General features: G+C 60.8%; 19 protein-coding genes and 1 tRNA gene. 15 read left to right on the forward strand and 5 right to left on the reverse strand.

Annotated features, from left to right (window positions below):
• Window positions 1–8: 8 nt before the first annotated feature.
• Window positions 9–1,490 carry a pyruvate kinase gene (gene pyk / locus FHW96_RS09095; RefSeq protein WP_172340232.1) on the reverse strand — a complete coding sequence of 494 codons (1,482 nt, stop codon included), beginning with the start codon at window positions 1,488–1,490 and terminating at the stop codon, window positions 9–11.
• An 83-nt stretch (window positions 1,491–1,573) separates the two neighbouring features.
• On the opposite strand from pyk, the gene FHW96_RS09100 reads away from it, so the two are divergent.
• The 7 genes from FHW96_RS09100 to FHW96_RS09130 all read left to right on the forward strand — a co-directional run bounded on the left by FHW96_RS09100 (window position 1,574) and on the right by FHW96_RS09130 (window position 6,570).
• Window positions 1,574–1,903: a DUF1244 domain-containing protein gene (locus FHW96_RS09100; RefSeq protein ID WP_172340233.1), complete on the forward strand. Its 330-nt coding sequence runs from the start codon at window positions 1,574–1,576 to the stop codon at window positions 1,901–1,903.
• A 120-nt stretch (window positions 1,904–2,023) separates the two neighbouring features.
• Window positions 2,024–2,263, forward strand: coding sequence for a DUF2312 domain-containing protein (locus FHW96_RS09105; RefSeq protein ID WP_172340234.1), 240 nt, complete (start codon window positions 2,024–2,026; stop codon window positions 2,261–2,263).
• A 104-nt stretch (window positions 2,264–2,367) separates the two neighbouring features.
• Window positions 2,368–3,132 carry a YebC/PmpR family DNA-binding transcriptional regulator gene (locus FHW96_RS09110; protein WP_172340235.1) on the forward strand — a complete coding sequence of 255 codons (765 nt, stop codon included), beginning with the start codon at window positions 2,368–2,370 and terminating at the stop codon, window positions 3,130–3,132.
• Window positions 3,133–3,201: 69 nt separating this feature from the next.
• Window positions 3,202–3,678 carry a crossover junction endodeoxyribonuclease RuvC gene (ruvC, locus tag FHW96_RS09115; protein ID WP_172340236.1) on the forward strand — a complete coding sequence of 159 codons (477 nt, stop codon included), beginning with the start codon at window positions 3,202–3,204 and terminating at the stop codon, window positions 3,676–3,678.
• Window positions 3,679–3,991: 313 nt separating this feature from the next.
• Window positions 3,992–4,603 carry a Holliday junction branch migration protein RuvA gene (gene ruvA, locus FHW96_RS09120; RefSeq protein ID WP_172340237.1) on the forward strand — a complete coding sequence of 204 codons (612 nt, stop codon included), beginning with the start codon at window positions 3,992–3,994 and terminating at the stop codon, window positions 4,601–4,603.
• A gap of 10 nt (window positions 4,604–4,613) precedes the next feature.
• Window positions 4,614–5,654: a Holliday junction branch migration DNA helicase RuvB gene (gene ruvB, locus FHW96_RS09125; protein ID WP_172340238.1), complete on the forward strand. Its 1,041-nt coding sequence runs from the start codon at window positions 4,614–4,616 to the stop codon at window positions 5,652–5,654.
• Window positions 5,655–5,853: 199 nt separating this feature from the next.
• Window positions 5,854–6,570 carry a PEP-CTERM sorting domain-containing protein gene (locus FHW96_RS09130; protein ID WP_172340239.1) on the forward strand — a complete coding sequence of 239 codons (717 nt, stop codon included), beginning with the start codon at window positions 5,854–5,856 and terminating at the stop codon, window positions 6,568–6,570.
• 138 nt (window positions 6,571–6,708) lie between these two features.
• Here FHW96_RS09130 and acnA read toward each other — a convergent pair whose 3' ends face one another.
• Window positions 6,709–9,381, reverse strand: a complete 2,673-nt coding sequence (acnA, locus tag FHW96_RS09135; RefSeq protein WP_172340240.1) for an aconitate hydratase AcnA — start codon at window positions 9,379–9,381, stop codon at window positions 6,709–6,711.
• Window positions 9,382–9,649: 268 nt separating this feature from the next.
• Window positions 9,650–10,561, reverse strand: a complete 912-nt coding sequence (locus FHW96_RS09140) for a DMT family transporter (RefSeq protein ID WP_172340241.1) — start codon at window positions 10,559–10,561, stop codon at window positions 9,650–9,652.
• A gap of 175 nt (window positions 10,562–10,736) precedes the next feature.
• Between FHW96_RS09140 and FHW96_RS09145 the strand changes: the two genes are divergently transcribed.
• Window positions 10,737–12,239 (forward strand): L,D-transpeptidase family protein, encoded by a 1,503-nt coding sequence (locus FHW96_RS09145; protein WP_253950832.1) that lies wholly within the window; start codon window positions 10,737–10,739, stop codon window positions 12,237–12,239.
• A 43-nt stretch (window positions 12,240–12,282) separates the two neighbouring features.
• Here FHW96_RS09145 and FHW96_RS09150 read toward each other — a convergent pair whose 3' ends face one another.
• Together FHW96_RS09150 and FHW96_RS09155 are read right to left on the reverse strand one after the other, a co-directional pair.
• A complete protein-coding gene (locus FHW96_RS09150; RefSeq protein WP_253950833.1) occupies window positions 12,283–12,894 on the reverse strand; it encodes a murein L,D-transpeptidase catalytic domain-containing protein in 612 nt (203 codons plus the stop codon).
• Between the two features lie 60 nt (window positions 12,895–12,954).
• Entirely contained in the window at window positions 12,955–13,458 is a 504-nt protein-coding gene (locus FHW96_RS09155; RefSeq protein ID WP_172340243.1) for a GNAT family N-acetyltransferase, read from the reverse strand.
• Between the two features lie 185 nt (window positions 13,459–13,643).
• On the opposite strand from FHW96_RS09155, the gene FHW96_RS09160 reads away from it, so the two are divergent.
• The 7 genes from FHW96_RS09160 (at window position 13,644) to FHW96_RS09185 (ending at window position 20,312) form a co-directional block, all read left to right on the forward strand.
• Window positions 13,644–13,717, forward strand: a tRNA-Gly gene (locus FHW96_RS09160).
• Window positions 13,718–13,927: 210 nt separating this feature from the next.
• Complete coding sequence (locus tag FHW96_RS09165; RefSeq protein WP_172340244.1) at window positions 13,928–15,163, forward strand: integrase arm-type DNA-binding domain-containing protein; 1,236 nt, start codon at window positions 13,928–13,930, stop codon at window positions 15,161–15,163.
• Window positions 15,156–15,788 carry a type II toxin-antitoxin system HicB family antitoxin gene (locus tag FHW96_RS09170; protein ID WP_172340245.1) on the forward strand — a complete coding sequence of 211 codons (633 nt, stop codon included), beginning with the start codon at window positions 15,156–15,158 and terminating at the stop codon, window positions 15,786–15,788. The genes FHW96_RS09165 and FHW96_RS09170 overlap by 8 nt, the downstream gene beginning before the upstream one ends.
• A gap of 85 nt (window positions 15,789–15,873) precedes the next feature.
• Entirely contained in the window at window positions 15,874–16,083 is a 210-nt protein-coding gene (locus FHW96_RS09175; protein ID WP_172340246.1) for a helix-turn-helix domain-containing protein, read from the forward strand.
• A 197-nt stretch (window positions 16,084–16,280) separates the two neighbouring features.
• A complete protein-coding gene (locus FHW96_RS09180) occupies window positions 16,281–18,233 on the forward strand; it encodes an AAA family ATPase (protein WP_172340247.1) in 1,953 nt (650 codons plus the stop codon).
• Window positions 18,234–18,521: 288 nt separating this feature from the next.
• Entirely contained in the window at window positions 18,522–18,830 is a 309-nt protein-coding gene (locus FHW96_RS26700) for a hypothetical protein (protein WP_371815677.1), read from the forward strand.
• Window positions 18,831–18,950: 120 nt separating this feature from the next.
• Complete coding sequence (locus FHW96_RS09185) at window positions 18,951–20,312, forward strand: AAA family ATPase (RefSeq protein WP_172340248.1); 1,362 nt, start codon at window positions 18,951–18,953, stop codon at window positions 20,310–20,312.
• Window positions 20,313–20,324 lie beyond the last annotated feature (12 nt).

Below are 20,324 nucleotides of genomic sequence, written 5' to 3' on the forward strand. Positions count from 1 at the left end.
TCTTGTCCTTAATCGGCGTCGCTGCCGTCTTCCTCAACGGCGCGATAGAGTTCCAGTTCATTGCCGCGCAGCGTCACGACATGGAGCAGGTTGGTCGCCCCCGGCGTGCCGAAGGGAACGCCCGCCAGCGCCACCAGCTTGGAGCCCGCAACGCCGAACCCATGGCGCAGCGCCATGCGCTTGCCCTTGGCGATCATTTCCTCGAACGAGCCGATGTCGCGCGTATGGACCGCATGCGCGCCCCACAGCAGCGCCGAGCGGCGCGCGGTGTTCATGCTGGGCGTCAGCACCAGCATCGGCACCGAGGGGCGTTCACGCGCCACGCGGCGCGAGGTCGAACCGCTGCCGGTGAACACGATCACGCCGGTCAGCGTGACGGTATCGGCAATCGCGGCGCAGGCTTTCGCCAGAGCGTCGGCGGTGGTCTGATCCGGGTTGATCTCGGCCAGATGGACGCGCTGGCGGTAATAGGAATCGTTTTCGACCTGCGTGGCGATGCGATGCATGATCGTCACCGCTTCTTCGGGCCACTGGCCCGCCGCAGTTTCGGCCGAAAGCATCACCGCATCCGCGCCGTCATAGACCGCATTGGCCACGTCCGACACTTCGGCGCGGGTTGGCGCCGGGCTCTCGATCATCGATTCGAGCATTTGCGTGGCCACGATCACCGGCTTGCCGCTGCGGCGGGTCAGTTCCACGATCCGCTTCTGGATCGGGGGCACTTCTTCGGGCAGCAGTTCGACGCCAAGGTCGCCGCGCGCCACCATGATGCCGTCCGACAGTTCGATGATGCCTTCGAGCGTTTCAAGCGCGGCGGGCTTCTCGATCTTGGCGATCAGCGCGCCATGCCCGCCCATCAGACGGCGGCATTCGGCCACGTCTTCGGGACGCTGAACAAAGGACAGGCCGATGAAATCCGCGCCATGCTCGATCGCAAAGGCCAGATCGCGACGGTCCTTTTCGGTCAGCGCCGGAACCGGCACCACCGCGTCGGGAATGTTCACGCCCTTGCGGTCCGAAATCACCCCGCCCACTTCGGCGCTGCACAGGATTTCATCCTCGCTGGCGCGGATCACGCGCAGGCGCAGCTTGCCGTCGTCGATAAGCAGGCGCTGGCCCTTTTGCAGGATACCGAACAATTCGGGATGCGGCAGGCACACGCGGTTTTCATCGCCCGGCTCGGGATTGCGGTCGAACGTGAAATGGCCCGAATGGCGGATGACCGCCCGCCCGTCCTTGAACGCGCCCACGCGCAGCTTGGGCCCCTGAAGGTCGGCCAGGATGGCGATGGGCTTGCGCAGCTTCTTTTCAACAGCGCGCACATTGGCGATGGTTTTGGTATGCACCGAATGATCGGCATGGCTCATGTTGACGCGGAAAGCATCCGCCCCCGCACGCACCAGCTTCTCGATCATCTCCGGATCACTGCTGGCCGGGCCAAGCGTTGCCAGAATCTTGACCTTGCGGCCGCGCGGATTGAGTTTCGTCACACCGATTTCTCCCTTTGGGACGGGGTACAGCCTATGGCAAAGGCTGATTGCAAACCCAAGAACAACTCAACCCGGATGGACCCATGAATATGAATGCACAACAAACGATTCCCGATCCGCTCGATGAACTTGATGATGCACATGCCGCCGCCGCCTTTCGTCGGCTGGTCCGCCATCTGCGCCATCGTCATGATGCACAGAATATCGACCTGATGGGCCTCTCCGGTTTTTGCCGCAATTGTCTTGCGGACTGGATCGTAGCGGCGGGTGCTCCGCTCGACAAGGGCGCGGCGCGCGAACTGATCCACGGCATGCCCGCCGATGAATGGAAAAGCCGGTATCAGACCGAGGCGACGCCTGAGCAGATGGCGCGCATGAAGGAGAGCGTGGCGAAGAACGCCCCCGGCCATTGACGGCGGCATTGATCGCAACGCTGGGGATTACTCGCCCCCCGTATTCCCCTTGAGGCTCTGCCCCGCTATCTGGCCGGGCAAATCGATTCTCAACTTTGACCAATTTCGGAGATTTGACCCATGGCTGAAATGGCTGCTGACGAACGCCTGCGCCTGCTGATCGAGCGTATCGAGCGTCTGGAAGAAGAAAAGAAGGGCATCAGCGACGACATCAAGGACGTCTATAACGAAGGCAAGGCCACCGGTTATGACCCCAAGGCGATGCGTCAGGTGGTCCGCATCCGCAAGATGAAGCCGGATGACCGCAAGGAAATGGAAGCGATCCTCGAAGTCTATCTCAACGCACTGGGCATCGACTGATCGATCTTGGTCAGGGGGGCGGATTTCTGCCCCCCGCCTTGCTCAAAGCCTGCATCTCGGCTATCGGCGCTGCCAACTCCACACATAGCGATATGAAGTGATCCATGGCAGGCCATTCCAAATTCAAGAACATCATGCACCGCAAGGGCGCTCAGGATAAGAAGCGTTCGGCGCAGTTCTCCAAGCTTTCGCGCGAAATCACCGTGGCGGCCAAGATGGGTATGCCCGATCCGGACATGAACCCGCGCCTGCGCGCCGCCGTCAACGCGGCCAAGGCCCAGTCGATGCCCAAGGACAATATCCAGCGCGCCATCGACAAGGCGAGCAAGGGCGATGCTGAAAACTATGAAGAAGTGCGCTATGAGGGCTATGGCCCGGGCGGCGTGGCGATCATCGTCGAGGCTCTGACCGACAACCGCAACCGCACCGCCACCAACGTGCGCACCGCCTTTGCCAAGAACGGCGGCAACCTTGGCGCCAGCGGCGCGGTGTCGCATGGCTTTGACCGCCTCGGCCTGATCGAATATCCCGCCAGCGTGGGCGATGAGGACAAGGTGCTTGAGGCCGCCATCGAGGCCGGCGCCGAAGACGTCGAATCGGATATGGGCGATGGGGACGAAAACCCCGGCAGCCACTCGATCTGGGTCGCGGTCGATTCGCTCCACCCCGTCGCGCGCGAGCTGGAAAAGGTGCTGGGCGAGGCCGAAGGCGTGAAGCTGGCATGGCGCCCGCAGATCAAGGCCTCGGTCGATGCCGATGCGGCCGCCACGCTGCTCAAGCTGATCGACGTGCTGGAAGAAGACGATGACGTCCAGACCGTCTGGGGCAATTACGAAATCCCCGACGAGGTGATGGAAAAGCTGGGCTGATCCGGTTTTCCGCGATCCCATAAGGGGCGGGGGGATGATCCTCCCGCCCTTTTGCTTTATAGGGTTGCCATGATAATTTTAGGCATCGACCCGGGCCTCGTCTGCACCGGATGGGGCATTGTCGCCAAATCGGGCAGCCGCATCAGCCATGTCGCCAATGGCCAGATCCGCACCGACAAAGAGGCCTCGATGGCCTCGCGCCTGCTCGAACTGGACACGACCATCGCGCGCGTGATCGAGATCTACAAACCCGACTTCGGCGTGGTCGAGGAAATCTTCGTCAACGTGAACCCGCAATCGACGCTCAAGCTGGGGCAGGCGCGGGGGGCGGCGCTGCTCTCGTTGGCGCGCGCGGGGCTGCCGGTGTCGGAATATCCGTCAAAGGTGGTGAAGAAGGCTCTGGTCGGCACGGGCGGCGCGGCCAAGGAGCAGGTCCAGCATATGCTCAAGGTGCTGTTGCCGGGGGTGCGGCTGGCGGGGGCGGATGCGGCCGATGCTCTGGCCGTGGCGATCACCCATGCGCATCATGTGGGGAGTCATTTGTAGGTTTGTTTTAGGGATTATGCCTCCGGCGGGTTAAGGGCGGGGGCCCTTAACAATCCCGATTTTAGGGTGGCGCTTTGGGGGCGGCCAAGGTTGGATGGCGCGGCGTTGAATTATTAAAGCCTGCGGCGCTTTTCGTGCTGGTCCGCTGCGCCGCAGGCTTTCAAAACCATCCTCCATCCACATCCTCGCCGATCCCACACCACCACAAAACGGGAATGCAAAGGGATGAATCCCTTTGCCCGCCGGAGGCCCCCTTTTACCCTCCCTATCAAAAAATGTTCCCAAATCGTTCCGCTCCGTCTAGGGTGCGCGCATGATTGCGAAACTGACCGGCATATTGGATGACTTCGGTCCCGACTGGGCTGTGATTGACGTCAATGGCGTTGGCTATCTGGTGTTCTGCTCGGGGCGGACGCTGACGGCGCTGGGCATTCGGGGCGATGCCTGCACGGTTTATACCGAGATGCAGGTGAGCGAGACGGACATGCGCCTCATCGGCTTTACAAGTGCGGGCGAGCGGGCGTGGTTCAAGCTGCTGACGGTGGTGCAGGGCGTAGGGTCTAAGGTGGCCTTGGCGATCCTGTCCGCGCTGACAGTCGAGGAATTGCAGCGCGCCTGCGCTGGCGGCGATGCGGCCATGGTGGCGCGGGCCAATGGCGTGGGGCCGAAACTGGCCGCGCGCATCGTCAATGAATTGAAGGACAAGGCGGGCGCCTTGCCGGTTGGTCCCGCAGGCGCGGCGGTTTCGGCAGGCGTGGCGATGCCGGAGGGCAATGTCGCTGGCGATGTCGTCTCGGCCTTGCAGAACCTCGGCTTCAAGCCAAACATCGCCGCCAGCGCCACCGACGCCGCCATCGCCGAACTGGGCGAGGAGGCGGGCGTGTCCGCGCTGATCCGCGTGGCGTTGAAGAAGGCCAGCGCGTGATGGTGCATGCATGACCGATAACCCTCTCCTTTCCGCCCATCGCCAGATCGAGGATATGGACGCCGCCCTGCGTCCGAAATCCTTGGCCGAATTTGTCGGACAGGCCGCCGCCAAGGACAACCTTCGCGTTTTCATCGAGTCGGCCAAGTCACGCGGCGAGGCGCTCGATCACACGCTCTTTTTCGGGCCGCCGGGGCTGGGCAAGACCACGCTGGCGCAGATCATCGCGCGCGAATTGGGCGTCAATTTCAAGGCCACCTCCGGCCCGGTGATCGCCAAGGCGGGCGATCTGGCCGCGCTGCTGACCAATCTTGAACATGGCGATGTGCTTTTCATCGACGAAATCCACCGCCTCAATCCGGTGGTCGAGGAAGTGCTGTACCCCGCGATGGAGGACCGCGCGCTCGACCTGATGATCGGGGAAGGCCCATCAGCAAGGTCAGTGCGGATCGACCTGCCGCCTTTCACGCTGATCGGGGCAACTACGCGCGCGGGGCTGCTGCAAACCCCTTTGCGCGATCGTTTCGGCATTCCGGTGCGGCTGCAATTTTACAGCGTGGACGAACTTGAGCGCGTGATCTCGCGCGGGGCGGGCCTGCTGGGCATCGGCATTGCGGCCGAGGGCGCGCGCGAGATCGCCCGCCGTTCGCGCGGCACGCCGCGCGTGGCCGGGCGCCTGCTGCGCCGCGTGCGCGATTTCGCCCATGTCGCGGGCAGCGAGGTGATCACCCAGGCCATTGCCGACAATGCGCTGACCCGCCTTGAGGTCGATCATGCGGGCCTTGACGCACAGGATCGCCGCTATCTCCATATGATCGCCGACATCTATAAGGGCGGGCCGGTGGGGGCCGACACGCTGGCGGCGGGCCTGTCGGAACCGCGCGACACGATCGAGGAAGTGATCGAGCCTTATCTGATCCAGCTTGGCATGGTGGCGCGCACCGCGCGCGGGCGCTGCCTTAACGACCGTGGCTGGCAACATCTGGGCATGACCCCGCCCGGCGGACAGGGGCCGCAGGGCGGGCTGTTCGACGCCGACGAGGGCGAGTGAGCCGCGATTCCTGTGTCATAACGGGACGGTTGATGGTTAAATCCTGATGAATCCGGGGCAATCCCGATTCAGGACAGTTGCAGCGCCCCCATGCGGTTGTTCCCTTGTCGCTCCTGCATGATCTCTCTGGTGAGGGCAGAATCGCCTTTCGTCCGAATGGATGGAAAGCCTCTGCCGACCACAGGAAAGAGAGATTGTTATGTCGGTTCGTTTGGGGCTCGCCAAAGTTGCCGGTCTGGTAGCAGGCACCGCGCTGATTGGCGGCGGGGCGGTGCATATCGCCGAAAAGGCCAGCAGCAACAAACCGCAGTATGTCAAACACGCCAAGGCCCATAAGACCCCGGTGGTGCGCAAGCAGGTGGTGACCCGCACGGTGGTGGTGCAAAAGGATTGCTGCACCAAGACCGTGACCCGGACCGCGATGGTGACCATGCCGCCGCCGGGCCTGCCCGCCGCCGATCTGACGCCCAATACGCCCGCCCCTGCGCCCAGCCCGCTCTCGGCCGAGCGCGCGCGCGGCTATTACAGCAACTGGGGCTTTGGCGGCGGCTATATCGGCGGCTTCTTTGGCGGGACCAGCGGCAATGTGATTGTGGTCAATTCCAGCGGCTCGACCTCGGGGTCCACCACCACGGGCGGCACCACGACCACCACTACGGGCGGGACGACCACGACCGGGGGCACGACCACCACCACCACAGGCGGAACGACCACCACCACAGGGGGCACAACAACGACCACCACGGGCGGGACCACGACAACCACCGGCGGCACGACCACCACAACGACCACCGGCGGTACCACCAGCACCACGGGCGGCACGCAGGTTCCCGCTCCACCGATGCTACTGCTGTTTGGCGGCGCGGCCGGGGCGATGTTTGCCCGCCGTCGCAAGGGCAAGGCGCAGGCCGCCTAAGCGCGCCATTCGCGAAAAGAAAAGGCGCCGCCGGGATGATCCGGGCGGCGCCTTTTTTATGGCCCCAGCAAGCCTCGCGCCCATAAAAAAGGGGCGACCCGCGAAGGTCGCCCCCTCTTTTGGGCATCAAGCGATCGCTTACGCGGCCAGCTTGCGCAGCACGTACTGCAGGATGCCGCCATTGTTGAAATACTCGATTTCATTGGCGGTATCGATGCGGCACAGCGCGGTGAAGGTGAACTTGGTGCCATCCTTGCGGGTGACTTCCACGGTCACGTCCTGACGCGGCTTCAGGCTGGCAACCCCGTGGATCGTGAACGAGCAGTCGCCGTCCAGACCAAGGCTTTGACGGCTCTCGCCATCCTTGAACTGCAGCGGCAGCACGCCCATGCCGACCAGGTTCGAGCGGTGGATACGTTCGAAGCTTTCGACGATGACCACGCGCACACCCAGCAGGTTGGTGCCCTTGGCCGCCCAGTCACGCGACGAACCGGTGCCATATTCCTTGCCCGCGATCACGACCAGCGGCGTGCCGTCGGCCTTGTGCTTCTGGGCAACGTCGAACACGGCGCCGACTTCTTCGCCATAGCGGCTCATGCCGCCTTCGATGCCGGGGACCATTTCGTTCTTGATGCGGATGTTGGCAAAGGTGCCGCGCATCATCACTTCGTGGTGGCCGCGGCGCGCGCCATAGCTGTTGAAGTCGGCCTTGGCGACCTGACGCTCCATCAGCCATTCACCAGCGGGGCTGTCGGCCTTGATGTTGCCGGCGGGGCTGATGTGGTCGGTGGTGATCGAATCGCCCAGGATCAACAGCGGCTTGGCATCGATGATGTCCTGAACCGGGGCCGGTTCCATGGTCATGCCTTCGAAGTAGGGCGGGTTGGCCACATAGGTGGATCCTGCCTGCCACTTGTAGGTTTCCGAGCCGACGACGTTGATCGCCTGCCAGTGCTTGTCACCCTTGTACACGTCGGCATAGCGCGCGACGAACATCGGACGGTCCATGCAGCCGGCCATCGTGGTGGCGACTTCTTCGTTGGTCGGCCAGATGTCCTTGAGGAACACTTCCTTGCCTTCGTTCGACACGCCGATCGGGGTGGTGGTGAAATCTTCGATCACCGTGCCCTTGAGCGCATAGGCCACCACCAGCGGGGGCGAAGCGAGGAAGTTGGCGCGCACGTCAGGCGAGACGCGGCCTTCGAAGTTGCGGTTGCCCGAGATCACGGCGGCGGCAACAAGGCCGTTTTCGTTGATCGCCTTGCTGATCGGTTCGGCCAGCGGGCCCGAGTTGCCGATGCAGGTGGTGCAGCCATAGCCGACCAGGTTGAAGCCGACATTATCGAGGTGGGTCTGAAGACCGGCCTTTTCCAGATAGTCGGTGACGACCTGCGAGCCGGGGGCCAGCGAGGTCTTGACCCAGGGCTTGGGCTTGAGGCCCAGTTCGTCGGCCTTCTTGGCAACCAGACCGGCAGCCACCAGAACCGAGGGGTTCGAGGTGTTGGTGCAGGAGGTGATCGCCGCGATGGTCACGTCGCCATCACCGATGGTGAAGTCCTTGCCTTCGACCGGAACGCGGGTCTGGGCCTTCTTATAGACATTGGCCATGTCGGCGTTGAACACATCGTCCACTTCGGGAAGCGAGACGCGGTCCTGCGGACGCTTCGGACCGGCGAGCGAGGGAACGACCGTCGAGAGGTCGAGTTCAAGCGTGCTCGAGAAGATCGGCTCGATCGAAGGATCGATCCAGAAGCCCTGCTCCTTGGCATAGGCTTCGACCAGTTCGATCTGGCCTTCGTCGCGGCCGGTCAGACGCAGATAGTCCAGCGTCTTGCCGTCAATGCCGAAGAAGCCGCAGGTGGCGCCATATTCCGGCGCCATGTTGGCCAGCGTGGCGCGATCGGCCAGCGACAGGTCGGCAAGGCCGGGGCCGTAATATTCGACAAAACGGCCCACCACGCCATGCTTGCGCAGCATGTTGGTCGCGGTCAGCACGAGGTCGGTCGCGGTCACGCCTTCGCTCAGCTTGCCGGTGAACTTGAAGCCGACCACTTCGGGGATCAGCATCGAGACGGGCTGGCCCAGCATCGCGGCTTCGGCCTCGATGCCGCCCACGCCCCAGCCCAGCACGCCAAGGCCATTGATCATGGTGGTGTGCGAATCAGTGCCGACGCAGGTGTCGGGATAGGCCACGGTTTCGCCGTTCTGATCAACGCTGGTCCACACCGTCTGGGCGATGTTTTCCAGATTGACCTGATGGCAGATGCCGGTGCCCGGCGGCACGGCATAGAAATTGTTGAGCGACTTGGAGCCCCACTTCAGGAAGTCATAGCGTTCCATGTTGCGGTGATATTCGATCTCCACGTTCTGTTCGAACGCCTTGGGGTGACCGAATTCGTCCACCATCACCGAGTGGTCGATGACGAGGTTGACGGGAACCAGCGGGTTGATCTTCGACGTGTCGCCGCCCAGCGTGGCGATGGCGTCGCGCATCGCGGCAAGATCGACCACGCAGGGCACGCCCGTGAAGTCCTGAAGCAGCACGCGCGCGGGGCGGTACTGGATTTCATTCGACGATTCGCTGGGGTTCTTCTGCCAGTCGACAACTGCCTGAATGTCGGCGGTCGAAACGGTGAAACCGCCGTCTTCAAAGCGCAGCAGGTTTTCCAGCAGCACCTTCATCGAGAACGGCAGGCGGCTGATGTCGCCGAACTTGTCAGCGGCCTTCTTCAGCGAATAATAAGCGACTTCCTTGCCACCGGCGCTCAGTTTCGAGCGGGTGCCGAGCGTGTCCTGTCCGACCTGGGTCATGCGGGCGTCTTCCTCACCTCAATTGGCCCAGAGACGAAAAAAAGACGAAAAGGCGCGTTCAGGCGCGTTCTCGCCCTGCCTTTGGGCGGTTGCAGCATGAGGGCCGATGCGCGTGATTCCGCCCCGCGTCAAGGGCGCGAAAGGTGGAAAAAGGAATGAAGAGGGGCAGGTTGTTGCGATATTGTTGCTATTGCGAATTGTTATCTAAAATAAGTGTAAAAGGCCCCGAGTTTGTCGGAGAAATCGCCGCAAAAGCCCTTTGCCCGGATCAAAGCCCCACCTGTTCGGTATGATCGCCTTTCTGCCCGCCCTCATGTCCGCCGGCGCCCACCCAGCATCCCGCCACCACCAGCGCCGCACCGCCCAGCGTATAAATATCGAGCCTTTCGCCAAACCAGATCCAGCCCATCAGCGCAGCCCAGAGGAAGGCCGAATATTCCACCGGCAACAGGCGATGGGCTGGCGCCCGCGCCCAGCCCCATGACAACAGCATCAGCGACACGAAAGACAGGCCCGCCGCCCCGCCGATATCGCGCCATACTTCTCCCTGCGGTACAGGGGGCAGGCCGACCGCCAGCCCGGCCAGCGCCAGAAACATAGCGGTGAACAGCGACTGGAAGAAAGCGATCTCGGCCGGAGGGGCCATTTGCGCCTGATGGCGCTGCATCACCAGATTGGCGGCATAGAGCACCGCCGAGCCAAGGATGGCCGCCATGCCCTGCCACGCCTGTGGCTCCATCGCGCCCGCGCCCTGCATCCGCCCCAGCCCGATCACGCCCACGCCCAGCAACCCCAGCGCCGAGGCCGCCAGCGCGCGCCGCGTGATCGCCTCGCCCAGCGCGAAACCGGCCATGAACAGCGCGATGATCGGCGCGATGAAGGAAAGCGCCATGCCCACCGCCATCGGCGTGCGCACGATGCCCCAGAAAAAGGCGAAAGCCATCCCGCTGGTCACACTGGCGCGCATCGCATGCATCACCATTCGCCGCCCCGGCCATGCGCCCGGATGGGTGATCTGCCACACCACAATGCCGATCCCCGCCCCGATGATGTTGCGCCACAGCAGGGCGGCGTGAACCCCCGAGACGATCGAGGCCCGCTTCATCAGCGCGTCCATGATGCTGAAAGTGGCAATTCCGCATGCGGCGGCAACAAGGGGAAGAAACAAAGGGCGCGCCATGATCGTTAAGATCCTAGCGGCCTTGCGCCAAGCCGTCACTATGAGAAGGTAAGTCGAGCTTGCGCCGCGCGCGGTGTTCAGCCAACAGACAGGGGTGATACTGAATGGTATGCGACGAACTGTGCTTGGCTGTCGTTGAGTTGAGTGATTTGAGCCGGGCGAAAAGGGGCGTTGAATGATGAAGAACACGCGCAAGCTGATGACGGGGCCGGTGATTCTGGCTTTGGCGACGGGGCTTTACGGGCTTTATCCCGCCATGGCGCAGGATCGGCCCATTGAGGGCAAGCAGGGTCTGGGCAAGCTGCCCAATGTTCGCCCCGCAGGCACGAACACCCCCACGCCCAGCCCCAGCGCATCACCTGGCGCATCCCCCAGCCCGCGCCCCAGCGGCACCCCCACCGCCGGCCCCAGCCCGCGCCCCGTACCGACGCTCTCGCCGACGCCCTCGGCCACACCCTCCGGCACGCCGACCCCGTACCCCACGCCCAGCCCTTCGCCCGGCGCGACGCCAGTGCAGGAAGCTGTGGTCAACTGGAGCGTGGCCGATGCCGGCGATCTGCTGGCTGCGATTATGGCAATTGGCGATGAGGGGCTGTTTCCCGCCGATTATCAACCTGATGCTCTGCGCGCCGCGATCAAGGCCGGGGCAGGGGACGCGCTGGACCAGCAGGCCAGCAAGAGTTTCGCATGGCTGGTCGAGGACCTGCGCGATGGGCGCACGCCGATGACCGCGCGGGTGCAATGGTTCGCCGTCGATCCCGATCAGGATGACAACCCCACCACCGCCCTGATGCAGCGCGCCACCACCAACCATGACGTGCCCGGCACGCTGGCAGGCCTCGCGCCGACCTATCCCGATTATGCTGCGCTCAAAGAGGCGCTGGCCGCCACGCCCAAGGCGCAGACCAAATTGCGCGATGCGATTCGCATCAATATGGACCGCTGGCGCTGGTTGCCGCGCGATCTGGGGCCGGTCTATCTGATCACCAATGTGCCCGAGTTTCAGTTGCGCCTTGCGGTCAACGGCCGCAACATCCGCACCTATCGCACCATCGTGGGCAAGCCGGGCCGCACCGCCACGCCGCAATTGGCCGAAAAGGTCGAGGCGGTGGTGTTCAACCCGACATGGACCGTGCCGCAATCCATCGTCGTGGGTGAGGGGCTGGGCCAGCAATTGCTCGCCCGTCCGCGCGCCGGTTATAAGGTGACGCGGATGGAGGATGGCTCGTTGCAAGTGGTGCAACAGCCGGGCAACGCCAATTCACTGGGCCGGATGAAGATCGACATGCCCAACCCTCATGCGATCTATCTGCATGATACGCCGTCGAAAAAGCTGTTTGATGCCACAGTGCGCGCCTTCTCGCATGGCTGTATCCGCACCGATCGCGCGGTTGAACTGGGCATGACCATGGCGATTCTGGGCGCGGGTATGAGCCAGGAAGATGCCGTCGCCACCTTTGAGGCAGGCAAGTACAAGAAGGTGCCGATGACGCGGACCTTCCCGGTCTATCTGACCTATGTCACCTATGGCCGCGACATCAACGGCACATTGGCCGGCTTTAACGACCTTTATGGCCGCGACGGGCCGGTGCTGGACAGTTTCCGCGCGCCGCGCGCGCTGCACACGACGCAGCGCAAGAGCAATGAGGAAGTGATCAAGTTGGATAACCCGCTGTAATGACGGGATGGCGGCGCGGCTGAAACGATCAGCCGCGTCGTTCTCACGCTTCGCTGATGCGGTCGGCGTAAAGCAGGCGGCCCGCGCCCAGATGGTTCAGCACAAGGCTGAAATCCTCAGGCGCCATGGCAAAACAGCCTTCCGAACGGCCCAGCTTACCGAATTTGGCCAGCATGTCGGGCGCGGCGTACCATGCCGGATGCATCACGATGGCGCGGTCGAACGCATTGGAATTGTCCAGATCCAGCCCGCGCAGCCGCATCGAGGCGCCATATTTGCCCTCATACTGGCCCGCGGTCAGATAGGCCCCGCGCGAGGTGGCAAACGAGCCGACGCTGTTTGAGAATTGCTTGAGCCAGCCGACATGGGCCGGATCCGACCCGCGGCCATGCGCCACCAGATGCGAGCGCACCGAACCGCCGATCATATCGACAAAGTGCAGGCGCGGATCGTGCGAAGGTTTGGTGAAGTCGGCAACCGCCACCACATCGGGCCGCGCCAGCATTGCGCCGACGCGATCACGCTCGCGCATGGCTATGCCCACCACGCGGCGTTCATATTCGGTAAGGCCCGAAGCCTGTGCGGCAACACGCAAAGGAGTGGCCATGGCGACCCCTCCAAGGGCCAGTCCACCCAGCATTGCACGACGGCTCAACACGTTATTCTGATTCGCGATTCCCATGGCTGTTGCAATAGCGCAACGGGGTAAATTTTTCTATTCGCCTGCGATGGAATCACGCGAGTCAGCGGCGAGTTGAGCCAAAGTTGCGCCATCAACGCGCATCACGGTCCATTGTTCCATCGGTTTGGCGCCCATGCGGCGATAGAATTCGATCGAAGGCGCGTTCCAGTCCAGCACGCTCCATTCCAGCCGTGCGCAGCCCCTCTCCTGCGCCAGAGCGGCCAGATGCAGCAGCAAGGCCTTGCCCAGCCCCGAGCCGCGCGCGGCGGGGCGGACATAGAGATCCTCCAGATAGATGCCCGGACGGCCCTCGAAGGTCGAGAAATTATGGAAGAAGAGGGCAAAGCCCTGCGCCGCCCCGTCGATCTGGCCGATGACCACCTCGGCCATCGGGTGCGGGCCGAACAGGTGCTGCTTGAGAGCAGCCTCGTCAAAGCGGACCTCGTGCGAGAGTTTCTCATATTCGGCCAGATCGCGGATCAATTGCGCAATCAGGGGAATGTCATCGGGGGTGGCGGGGCGGATCGAGTTGGTCATGCCGGGCGGTTTAGCCCGATTTGCGATCAGGGGAAGTGTCGGGCGCGATTTTGCAAAAACTTGAGTTGACCCCAAAACTTGAGTTGACCAATGCCGCTCGACTGTGGCAATCGGCCCGCCTGTCTGAGGGGATATGCCCTGTTTCAGGCATCGCAAGCGAAAGCCATGATGCTTTCAATGCGCCTGCGGGTGTAGCTCAATGGTAGAGCAGCAGCTTCCCAAGCTGAATACGAGGGTTCGATTCCCTTCACCCGCTCCAGTCCTCTCATCGCTGACGTTCGTTATCGACTGGACAAACCCCAGAAAACCAAGATATTTCGGCACCATTCGGTCGCTGGTGATCGCTTATGCTCGCTGACAGTCACTCCGCATTGGGGGTATCTTTGGGGGGTATTTCACCAGGGGCCTATTCGGTACCCCCACACCTGGGGGTATTTTGGGGGCCAAGCCCCCGGAATGGCTGGGGTCTATGGCGCTCACGGATATTGCGATCAGGAATGCAAAGGCTGGCGACAAGGCCATCAAGCTGGCGGACGGCGGCGGCATGTTTCTTTTGGTCACACCAGCGGGCGGAAAGCTCTGGCGGCTCAAATATCGCGTGGACGGGCGTGAAAAGCTGCTCTCCATCGGCACCTATCCCGAGATAAGCCTGAGCGAGGCCCGGAAGCGGCGTGACCAAGCCCGTGAGTTGTTGGCCCAGGGGCAAGACCCATCCCGAGAAAAGCGCCGGGCTAAGGTGCGGGCGAAGGCTGAGGCGGAAAACACGTTCAAGGCGCTGGCGGGTGAATTTTGCACCAAGCGCAAGAAGGATGGGCAAAAGGCCTGGGCGCCCGCGACGGCCAAGCGCTGCGAATACCTCCTGAGCCTCTTGGATGGCTCCATTGGCAAATTGCCCGTGGGCGACATTGAGCCAGCCGACATTCTCGCCGCCATCCGAAAGATTGAGGGCAAGGGCAATTTGGAAAGCGCCCGCCGCACGCTCCAACTCGCCAGCATGGTCTTTCGGTATGCGGTGGCCACGGCGCGGCTGGCATCCGACCCCACCCGCGATTTGCGCGGCGCGCTCACCGCCCCCACGGTAACGCACTACGGCGCCATCACCGATGCCAGCCGGGTTGGTGAGCTCCTACGCGCCATTGATGGCTATGAGGGGATGGGTTCGGCCAAGATCGCCCTACAACTGGCGCCGCACGTGTTCGTCCGCCCCGGCGAGCTTCGCCATGCCATATGGGAGGAGTTTGACCTGGAGGCGGCCGTCTGGACCATCCCGGCCGAGAAAACCAAGATGCGCAAACCTCATCACGTGCCGCTGTCCAAGCAAGCGGTTGGCATCTTGCGCGAGGCGCTGCCTCTGTCTGGGCCAACAGGCTACGTTTTCCCCTCTGTCCGCACCCGCGCCCGCCCCATGAGCGAAAACACGCTCAACGCCGGGCTCAGGCGGCTGGGCTACACCAGCGAGGAAATGACAGCCCACGGGTTCCGCGCGATGGCGTCCACCTTGCTGAACGAAAGCGGGAAATGGTCGCCTGACGCGATTGAGCGAGCCTTGGCGCATGGCGACGCGGACAAGGTGCGTGCGGCCTATCACCGGGGGGCGCATTGGAAAGAGCGTGTGGAAATGGCGCAATGGTGGAGCGATCATCTGGACGCGTTGCGCAAGGGCGCGGACGTGCTGCCGTTTAAGGGGCGCTCCGTTCATGGCTAAAGCGAAACAAGGCGGTAAGACCGCCATGAACCGGCACGGGAACGTCCGCATCCCTGTAATTGATCGCGCCCTGTTGGGGACAAAGGAATTTCCCCTCGCGGTTTACAAGGGGGAGAAAGATGAGGCGGGCATGTGGGTTGCTCGCATCAAGGACATACCCGGATACCTCGGATGGGGCCAGACCGAAGCGGAAGCAATTAATTGCCTTTGGCAAGAAATTGGTGACGGGCCGGTATATGATGTGCGGGGTATGCATAGGCTGGCGCCTACTGCTGCCAATATCCGTTATGTTTTGGGCCATGCGAAGCGCGTGGAGGCAGCAAGGGTCCCGGCAGAGGGAACAACAAAATCTGAGGCGTTAGCGGAGACAGCCAAGGCGCAGCACGTTACCCGAAATGCCTTGGACCTAGCTATCGCCACAGGGGCCATGTGGCAAAGGTTGGGAGGCATAGATGCCTATGTTGCCAGCTTGGGCCACGGCCATGTCGAAAATGTGCGGGATTTTGGTTCAAATCCTGAAAGCTTCTTTGAGCGAAATCCTGAGCGCGCCATCTACTTTCTCGCGCGGTTGAAGTTTCCGAAAACCAAGGATTCCTTGGCGGACACGGGCGTGCAAAAATCCTGAAAAGTGAGACGCGCTATGTAGCTGCATAACGCGCAAACCTGCTTAAACCGTGTCTCCGCTCACGTTCGCGCAATCACGCCCGAGCATGAGCGGAGAAATCAATATGAGCACTTTGGCATATGCTGAACCGCAACCTATTGCATACGACCTGGATACGGCGGCTCGCGTTTCCTCACTCGGCAAGACCCGCCTGTATGAATTGATCCAGCAAGGGCGGTTGGTCAGCACCAAAATCGGCAAGCGCCGCTTGGTCATGGCGGATAGCCTGCACCGCCTTATCCAGGAGGGGTGCTAAACCGTGATCTATCAAACCCCCACTGCCAAGGGCGGCAGGGGCTTGGAGACGCTGGCTGGCACTCTCAAGCCTCATATTACCTATGACCCAGATTTGCGGCAAGTCCGCGGTAGCTCCTGTACGTCGTCCTCGGCGGGGATGGTCGCCAGCGCGTGGATTAGCGCTTGCGTCAAACCTGATCTTGAGGGGTACGGTCAATGAGTTTGCACGTCCCTGTCGGCAGCGGATTGCCCCAATCGCAGCCTGAGATCATCATGGTGGAGCACGCACTGACATATGCGGCTCAGGGTGTTCCTGTGTTTCCCTGCCAGCCGGATAAGAGCCCTTACATCAAGGGCGGCTTCAAGGCCGCCTCCAAGGACCCCGACCAAATCGGGCGATGGTGGGCACGGTGGCCCGACGCTTTGATCGGGATGCCCACAGGGGAGCCCTCTGGGATGTGGGTGCTGGATGTGGATGATCCCGCCACTTTTGTGGCGGCTGGCATTGAAATGCCTCCCGCTCGGCTCGCCCGGACCGGTAAAGGCTTTCACCACTACTTCCGATACGACCCCGCCGCGCCGGTTGGGAGTTACGGAAAGGACATGGCCCGGCCCGGGACCGACGTGCGGGGTGATGGCGGTTATGTGATTTTGCCCCCATCCCTCCATCCTAGCGGCCGACGTTACGAATGGGAAAACAGTCTCCCTCCTGCTGCCCCCGGGCCCAATCTGCTTGAGGTTGTGTTGCGGCTGAAAAGCCTGCCTGCCCAACCCTTGTCACCGTCTCCGGCTTTGTTGAACGCTGTCGACGTGGCGGATACCGCCTTGGGGCTCCGTGCGCTGGAATATGCGTGCGAAGGTGTCCGGGCTGCTACGGCAGGCAACCAAGAGTACACCTTGAACAGTATGGCTCTGAAAATGGGCCATTTGGTTCGGGACAGTATGTTGTCACTTTCGACGGCAAGGGATCAACTCGTTGCCGCTGGTTGTGCCATGCCGGCCTATAACCCCCGCGAACCTTGGAGGCCTGAACTTATTGTTAAAAAAGTTGAGCGTGCTCTCGGTGATGGCGCCAGGCTTCCTCAAGCTGCCCTTGGGCATGACGACATTCAGTTTCTGAATTGGTCCGAACTGGCCACATGCACGCCGCAGCGAAAACAGTTTGTGTTGCCGAATTTGGCGCCAGCCGGTGAAGTAACCCTCCTGACCGGGGCGGGTAGTTCAGGCAAGAGTTTGCTGGGGCAGCAATTGGCCACCGCGCTGGCCGCTGGTGTGCAAACTCTGGGGCTCCAGTTGGACCAAGGGACTGCGATGTATTTCACCTGCGAGGATGACCCGCAGGAACTGCATTGGCGCCAACATCGCATCTGTCGCGCTCTCGGGGTCAATATGTCGGACCTGGACGGGCAACTGCATGTGGCCAGCCTGCGGGGGCGCTTGGACAACATCCTGATGGGTGAGACCACGAATGGCCAGGTTGACCTGTCGCCCACCTTCCAGCGTTTGGCGAGCCTGATGCGAGAGAAGGAGGCGAAGCTGGTGGTTCTCGACAACGTGGCCCACCTGTTTGGCGGCAACGAAAACGACCGTAGCGACGTGACCCAGTTCGTGAATGCCCTCAACCGGCTGGCAGGTGAAAGCGGAGCAGCCATCCTCCTTATCGCCCATCCCAACAAGGCGGGTGACAATTACTCGGGGTCCACTGCCTGGCTCAACGCCGTGCGCAGCCAGATATTCCTGGAGCGTGATGCCAACACCGATATTCGGACCCTCAAGCTCGGTAAGGCGAACTATGCGCCCATTGGCGAACCACTGCGTTTTGTGTGGGCGGAGAGTACATTCAAGCTGGAGAGCGAACTGGCCCCCGATGACCTGCGAGCTCTCCAGGCAACAATCCGGGCCAATGCGGAAGATGAAGCCTTTTTGAGTTGCCTCGAAACCTGCACGGTGCAGCGCCGCAATGTGTCCCACCAGCCGGGCAGCAATTACGCCCCAAAAATTTTCGCTGCGATGGCGGGCAATAGGGGCATCAAGGAGAAAGCGTTCAAGTCCGCCATGGAGCGCTTGGTGCATTGCGGTCGGATCGAATTTGACAAGGAACTCTGGCGCGCGGGCAATCGCCACATTAAGCGTGGCATCCGCCTGCGCCCTGTCGTGGAGGCGGAATAACCATGTCGTTAGCCGCTACGCCTGCGTCATACCCCTGCGCCATCGGGGTGCGTCATACGCGCCACCCCCTAGCTAAAACCCGCAGAAATGCTTGCGCCACGACGCGCTACAGGTGCGCCGTACACCCCCCTATACTACGTATAAGGGGGGCGGCCCACTTGAGGCCGCCGCCCGCCCATATGGCTGATGGAAGCCCCGGCCCAGAATGCGCCGGCTTTCTTTGGCCTTCACGCGCGCGAGGCGGCCAGCGCCGCAAAATGACGGAAGCGTCAAAGAGGAGGTGAAGCCATGGGTCGCCATTCCAAACGCACTCCCGCTATCGTGGAGACCATACTGGCCGGGCTGCGGCTGGGCATACCGCTTGCCGAATTGTGCAGGCGCCCAGGGATGCCCACCCCCGAGACGTGGCGGAATTGGTGCAGGGCGGATTATGATCTGGAGGAGGCATATGCGCAGGCGCGGGCTGAAGGGTATGATGCCATATTGGAAGAAGTTGCTCGACTGCTTGCCAGTGGGCCGACAGCCAACACCCGCCGCATACATGCCCTGAGTACGCTTGCTGCGAAATGGTGGCCGGAAATTTGCGAGTGGCTATAGTCTAAGTGTGGGCGCTGCCAACTGCCTCCTTGGCTCGGCTTTAGGCATCGACAGCATTGCCCCTCCCGGCTAAACCTAGGGACGTGCCACGCGACAGGACTGCTGGCCATTGGATGACGTATGCGGATTTCATTTGAAAATTTTGGGAAAGCGGGTCGTGGCGATATCCATATCAACGACCTGACAATTATATGTGGCCCTAACGGATCTGGCAAAACCTATGCAAGCTATGCTGTGTACGGCTGCATAAAGGGGCTTTCTGAAATTTTGGATTTTGACATTGACGAAGATAAATTCAAAGATCTGCTTTCTGGAAAATCTATTGAAATAAATCTAGAAGATATTTTGAAAGATATTTCATCTGTCATTCAAAAAGCTGGATTTTCTTTTGCGAAAAACCTGGATGCTTTTTTTAATGCTCCGGAGGGATTTTTTGAAAATTCTAAATTTTCATTCACAATTGATGAGCATGAAGTTTCCATACCAAGATCCTTTAGCGCAGAGGCTGCCATAAATAAGGCTGTTCGCCTTGATTTTGAGTTGGCCGAAGGTGGGCATAACCTCCAAATCATCTGCACTGGGCAGGTTGATACGCGTTTTCCCCGTCAGGTTCTGCGGAGACTGCTGTGTCAGGTAATCGCGGATTGTCTTTTGGGTGAAAAAATCCCAACCCCCTTTGTGGTAACTTCTGAAAGGACTGGTGTCGCTCTTTTTTACAAAGAGCTCGATATCAACAGAAATGCCATTTTTTCACACATTTCTTCTAGTGATAAAATAGATCCTTTGAAGATATTGCAGGCTATGGGGTCGCGTTACGCCAGGCCAATTCAAGACAATATTGATATTATTAGAGACTATGGCCAAGTTAGTAAAAGAAAGAGTTTTTTGAAGGGAGATAAGAATAAATTTTCCAGCGTTTTCTCTGCGCTTTCGGATCTGGTTGGCGGTTCCTACCGCGGGAATGATGACCAATTGAGCTTTATTCCTAAAAAAGATAAGAATAGGCCTAAGCTATCGGTTCCACTTTATATTTCATCGTCTTCAGTTAAATCTCTTTTTCTGATTGATATTTACATAAATCACCTTGCTCAGAAAGGTGGGATGTTAATTATTGATGAGCCTGAGTTGAACTTACACCCTGACAATCAAGTCAAAATCGCCCGGCTTGTTGCCAGGCTTGTAAATTCCGGCGTAAAAGTTCTTGTCACAACTCATAGTGACTATTTTATAAGGGAAGTAAATAACCTTATTTCCCTTGGTTCCGTGAGCACCGATAGGCGAGAATTCATTATGAAGGAATATGGCTATGTCTCTGAAGACGTTTTGAAAAGTGAGAGTGTCAGCGCATATTGCTCAGTCCCTGGTCGAGGCATTGTCGAGATGGATAAAATGGCATCTGGTATAGATACCAAGATTTTCGATGACATAATCTCCACCGAAAACTTCAAGTCCCAGGATATTTATAGCATTGTCAATGCCTAATCTGGACGCCTC

The sequence above is a fragment of the Novosphingobium sp. SG751A genome, assembly GCF_013149295.1.
GTDB lineage: Bacteria > Pseudomonadota > Alphaproteobacteria > Sphingomonadales > Sphingomonadaceae > Novosphingobium.

Bases quoted from the DNA above. Each gene is read 5' to 3' on its own strand.
- FHW96_RS09100 (WP_172340233.1), top strand. From the start codon at position 1,574: ATGAATATGAATGCACAACAAACGATTCCCGATCCGCTCGATGAACTT.
- FHW96_RS09105 (WP_172340234.1), top strand. From the start codon at position 2,024: ATGGCTGAAATGGCTGCTGACGAACGCCTGCGCCTGCTGATCGAGCGT.
- FHW96_RS09110 (WP_172340235.1), top strand. From the start codon at position 2,368: ATGGCAGGCCATTCCAAATTCAAGAACATCATGCACCGCAAGGGCGCT.
- ruvC (WP_172340236.1), top strand. From the start codon at position 3,202: ATGATAATTTTAGGCATCGACCCGGGCCTCGTCTGCACCGGATGGGGC.
- ruvA (WP_172340237.1), top strand. From the start codon at position 3,992: ATGATTGCGAAACTGACCGGCATATTGGATGACTTCGGTCCCGACTGG.
- ruvB (WP_172340238.1), top strand. From the start codon at position 4,614: ATGACCGATAACCCTCTCCTTTCCGCCCATCGCCAGATCGAGGATATG.
- FHW96_RS09130 (WP_172340239.1), top strand. From the start codon at position 5,854: ATGTCGGTTCGTTTGGGGCTCGCCAAAGTTGCCGGTCTGGTAGCAGGC.
- acnA (WP_172340240.1), bottom strand. From the start codon at position 9,381: ATGACCCAGGTCGGACAGGACACGCTCGGCACCCGCTCGAAACTGAGC.
- FHW96_RS09140 (WP_172340241.1), bottom strand. From the start codon at position 10,561: ATGGCGCGCCCTTTGTTTCTTCCCCTTGTTGCCGCCGCATGCGGAATT.
- FHW96_RS09145 (WP_253950832.1), top strand. From the start codon at position 10,737: ATGATGAAGAACACGCGCAAGCTGATGACGGGGCCGGTGATTCTGGCT.
- FHW96_RS09155 (WP_172340243.1), bottom strand. From the start codon at position 13,458: ATGACCAACTCGATCCGCCCCGCCACCCCCGATGACATTCCCCTGATT.
- FHW96_RS09165 (WP_172340244.1), top strand. From the start codon at position 13,928: ATGGCGCTCACGGATATTGCGATCAGGAATGCAAAGGCTGGCGACAAG.
- FHW96_RS09170 (WP_172340245.1), top strand. From the start codon at position 15,156: ATGGCTAAAGCGAAACAAGGCGGTAAGACCGCCATGAACCGGCACGGG.
- FHW96_RS09175 (WP_172340246.1), top strand. From the start codon at position 15,874: ATGAGCGGAGAAATCAATATGAGCACTTTGGCATATGCTGAACCGCAA.
- FHW96_RS09180 (WP_172340247.1), top strand. From the start codon at position 16,281: ATGAGTTTGCACGTCCCTGTCGGCAGCGGATTGCCCCAATCGCAGCCT.
- FHW96_RS26700 (WP_371815677.1), top strand. From the start codon at position 18,522: ATGGGTCGCCATTCCAAACGCACTCCCGCTATCGTGGAGACCATACTG.
- FHW96_RS09185 (WP_172340248.1), top strand. From the start codon at position 18,951: ATGCGGATTTCATTTGAAAATTTTGGGAAAGCGGGTCGTGGCGATATC.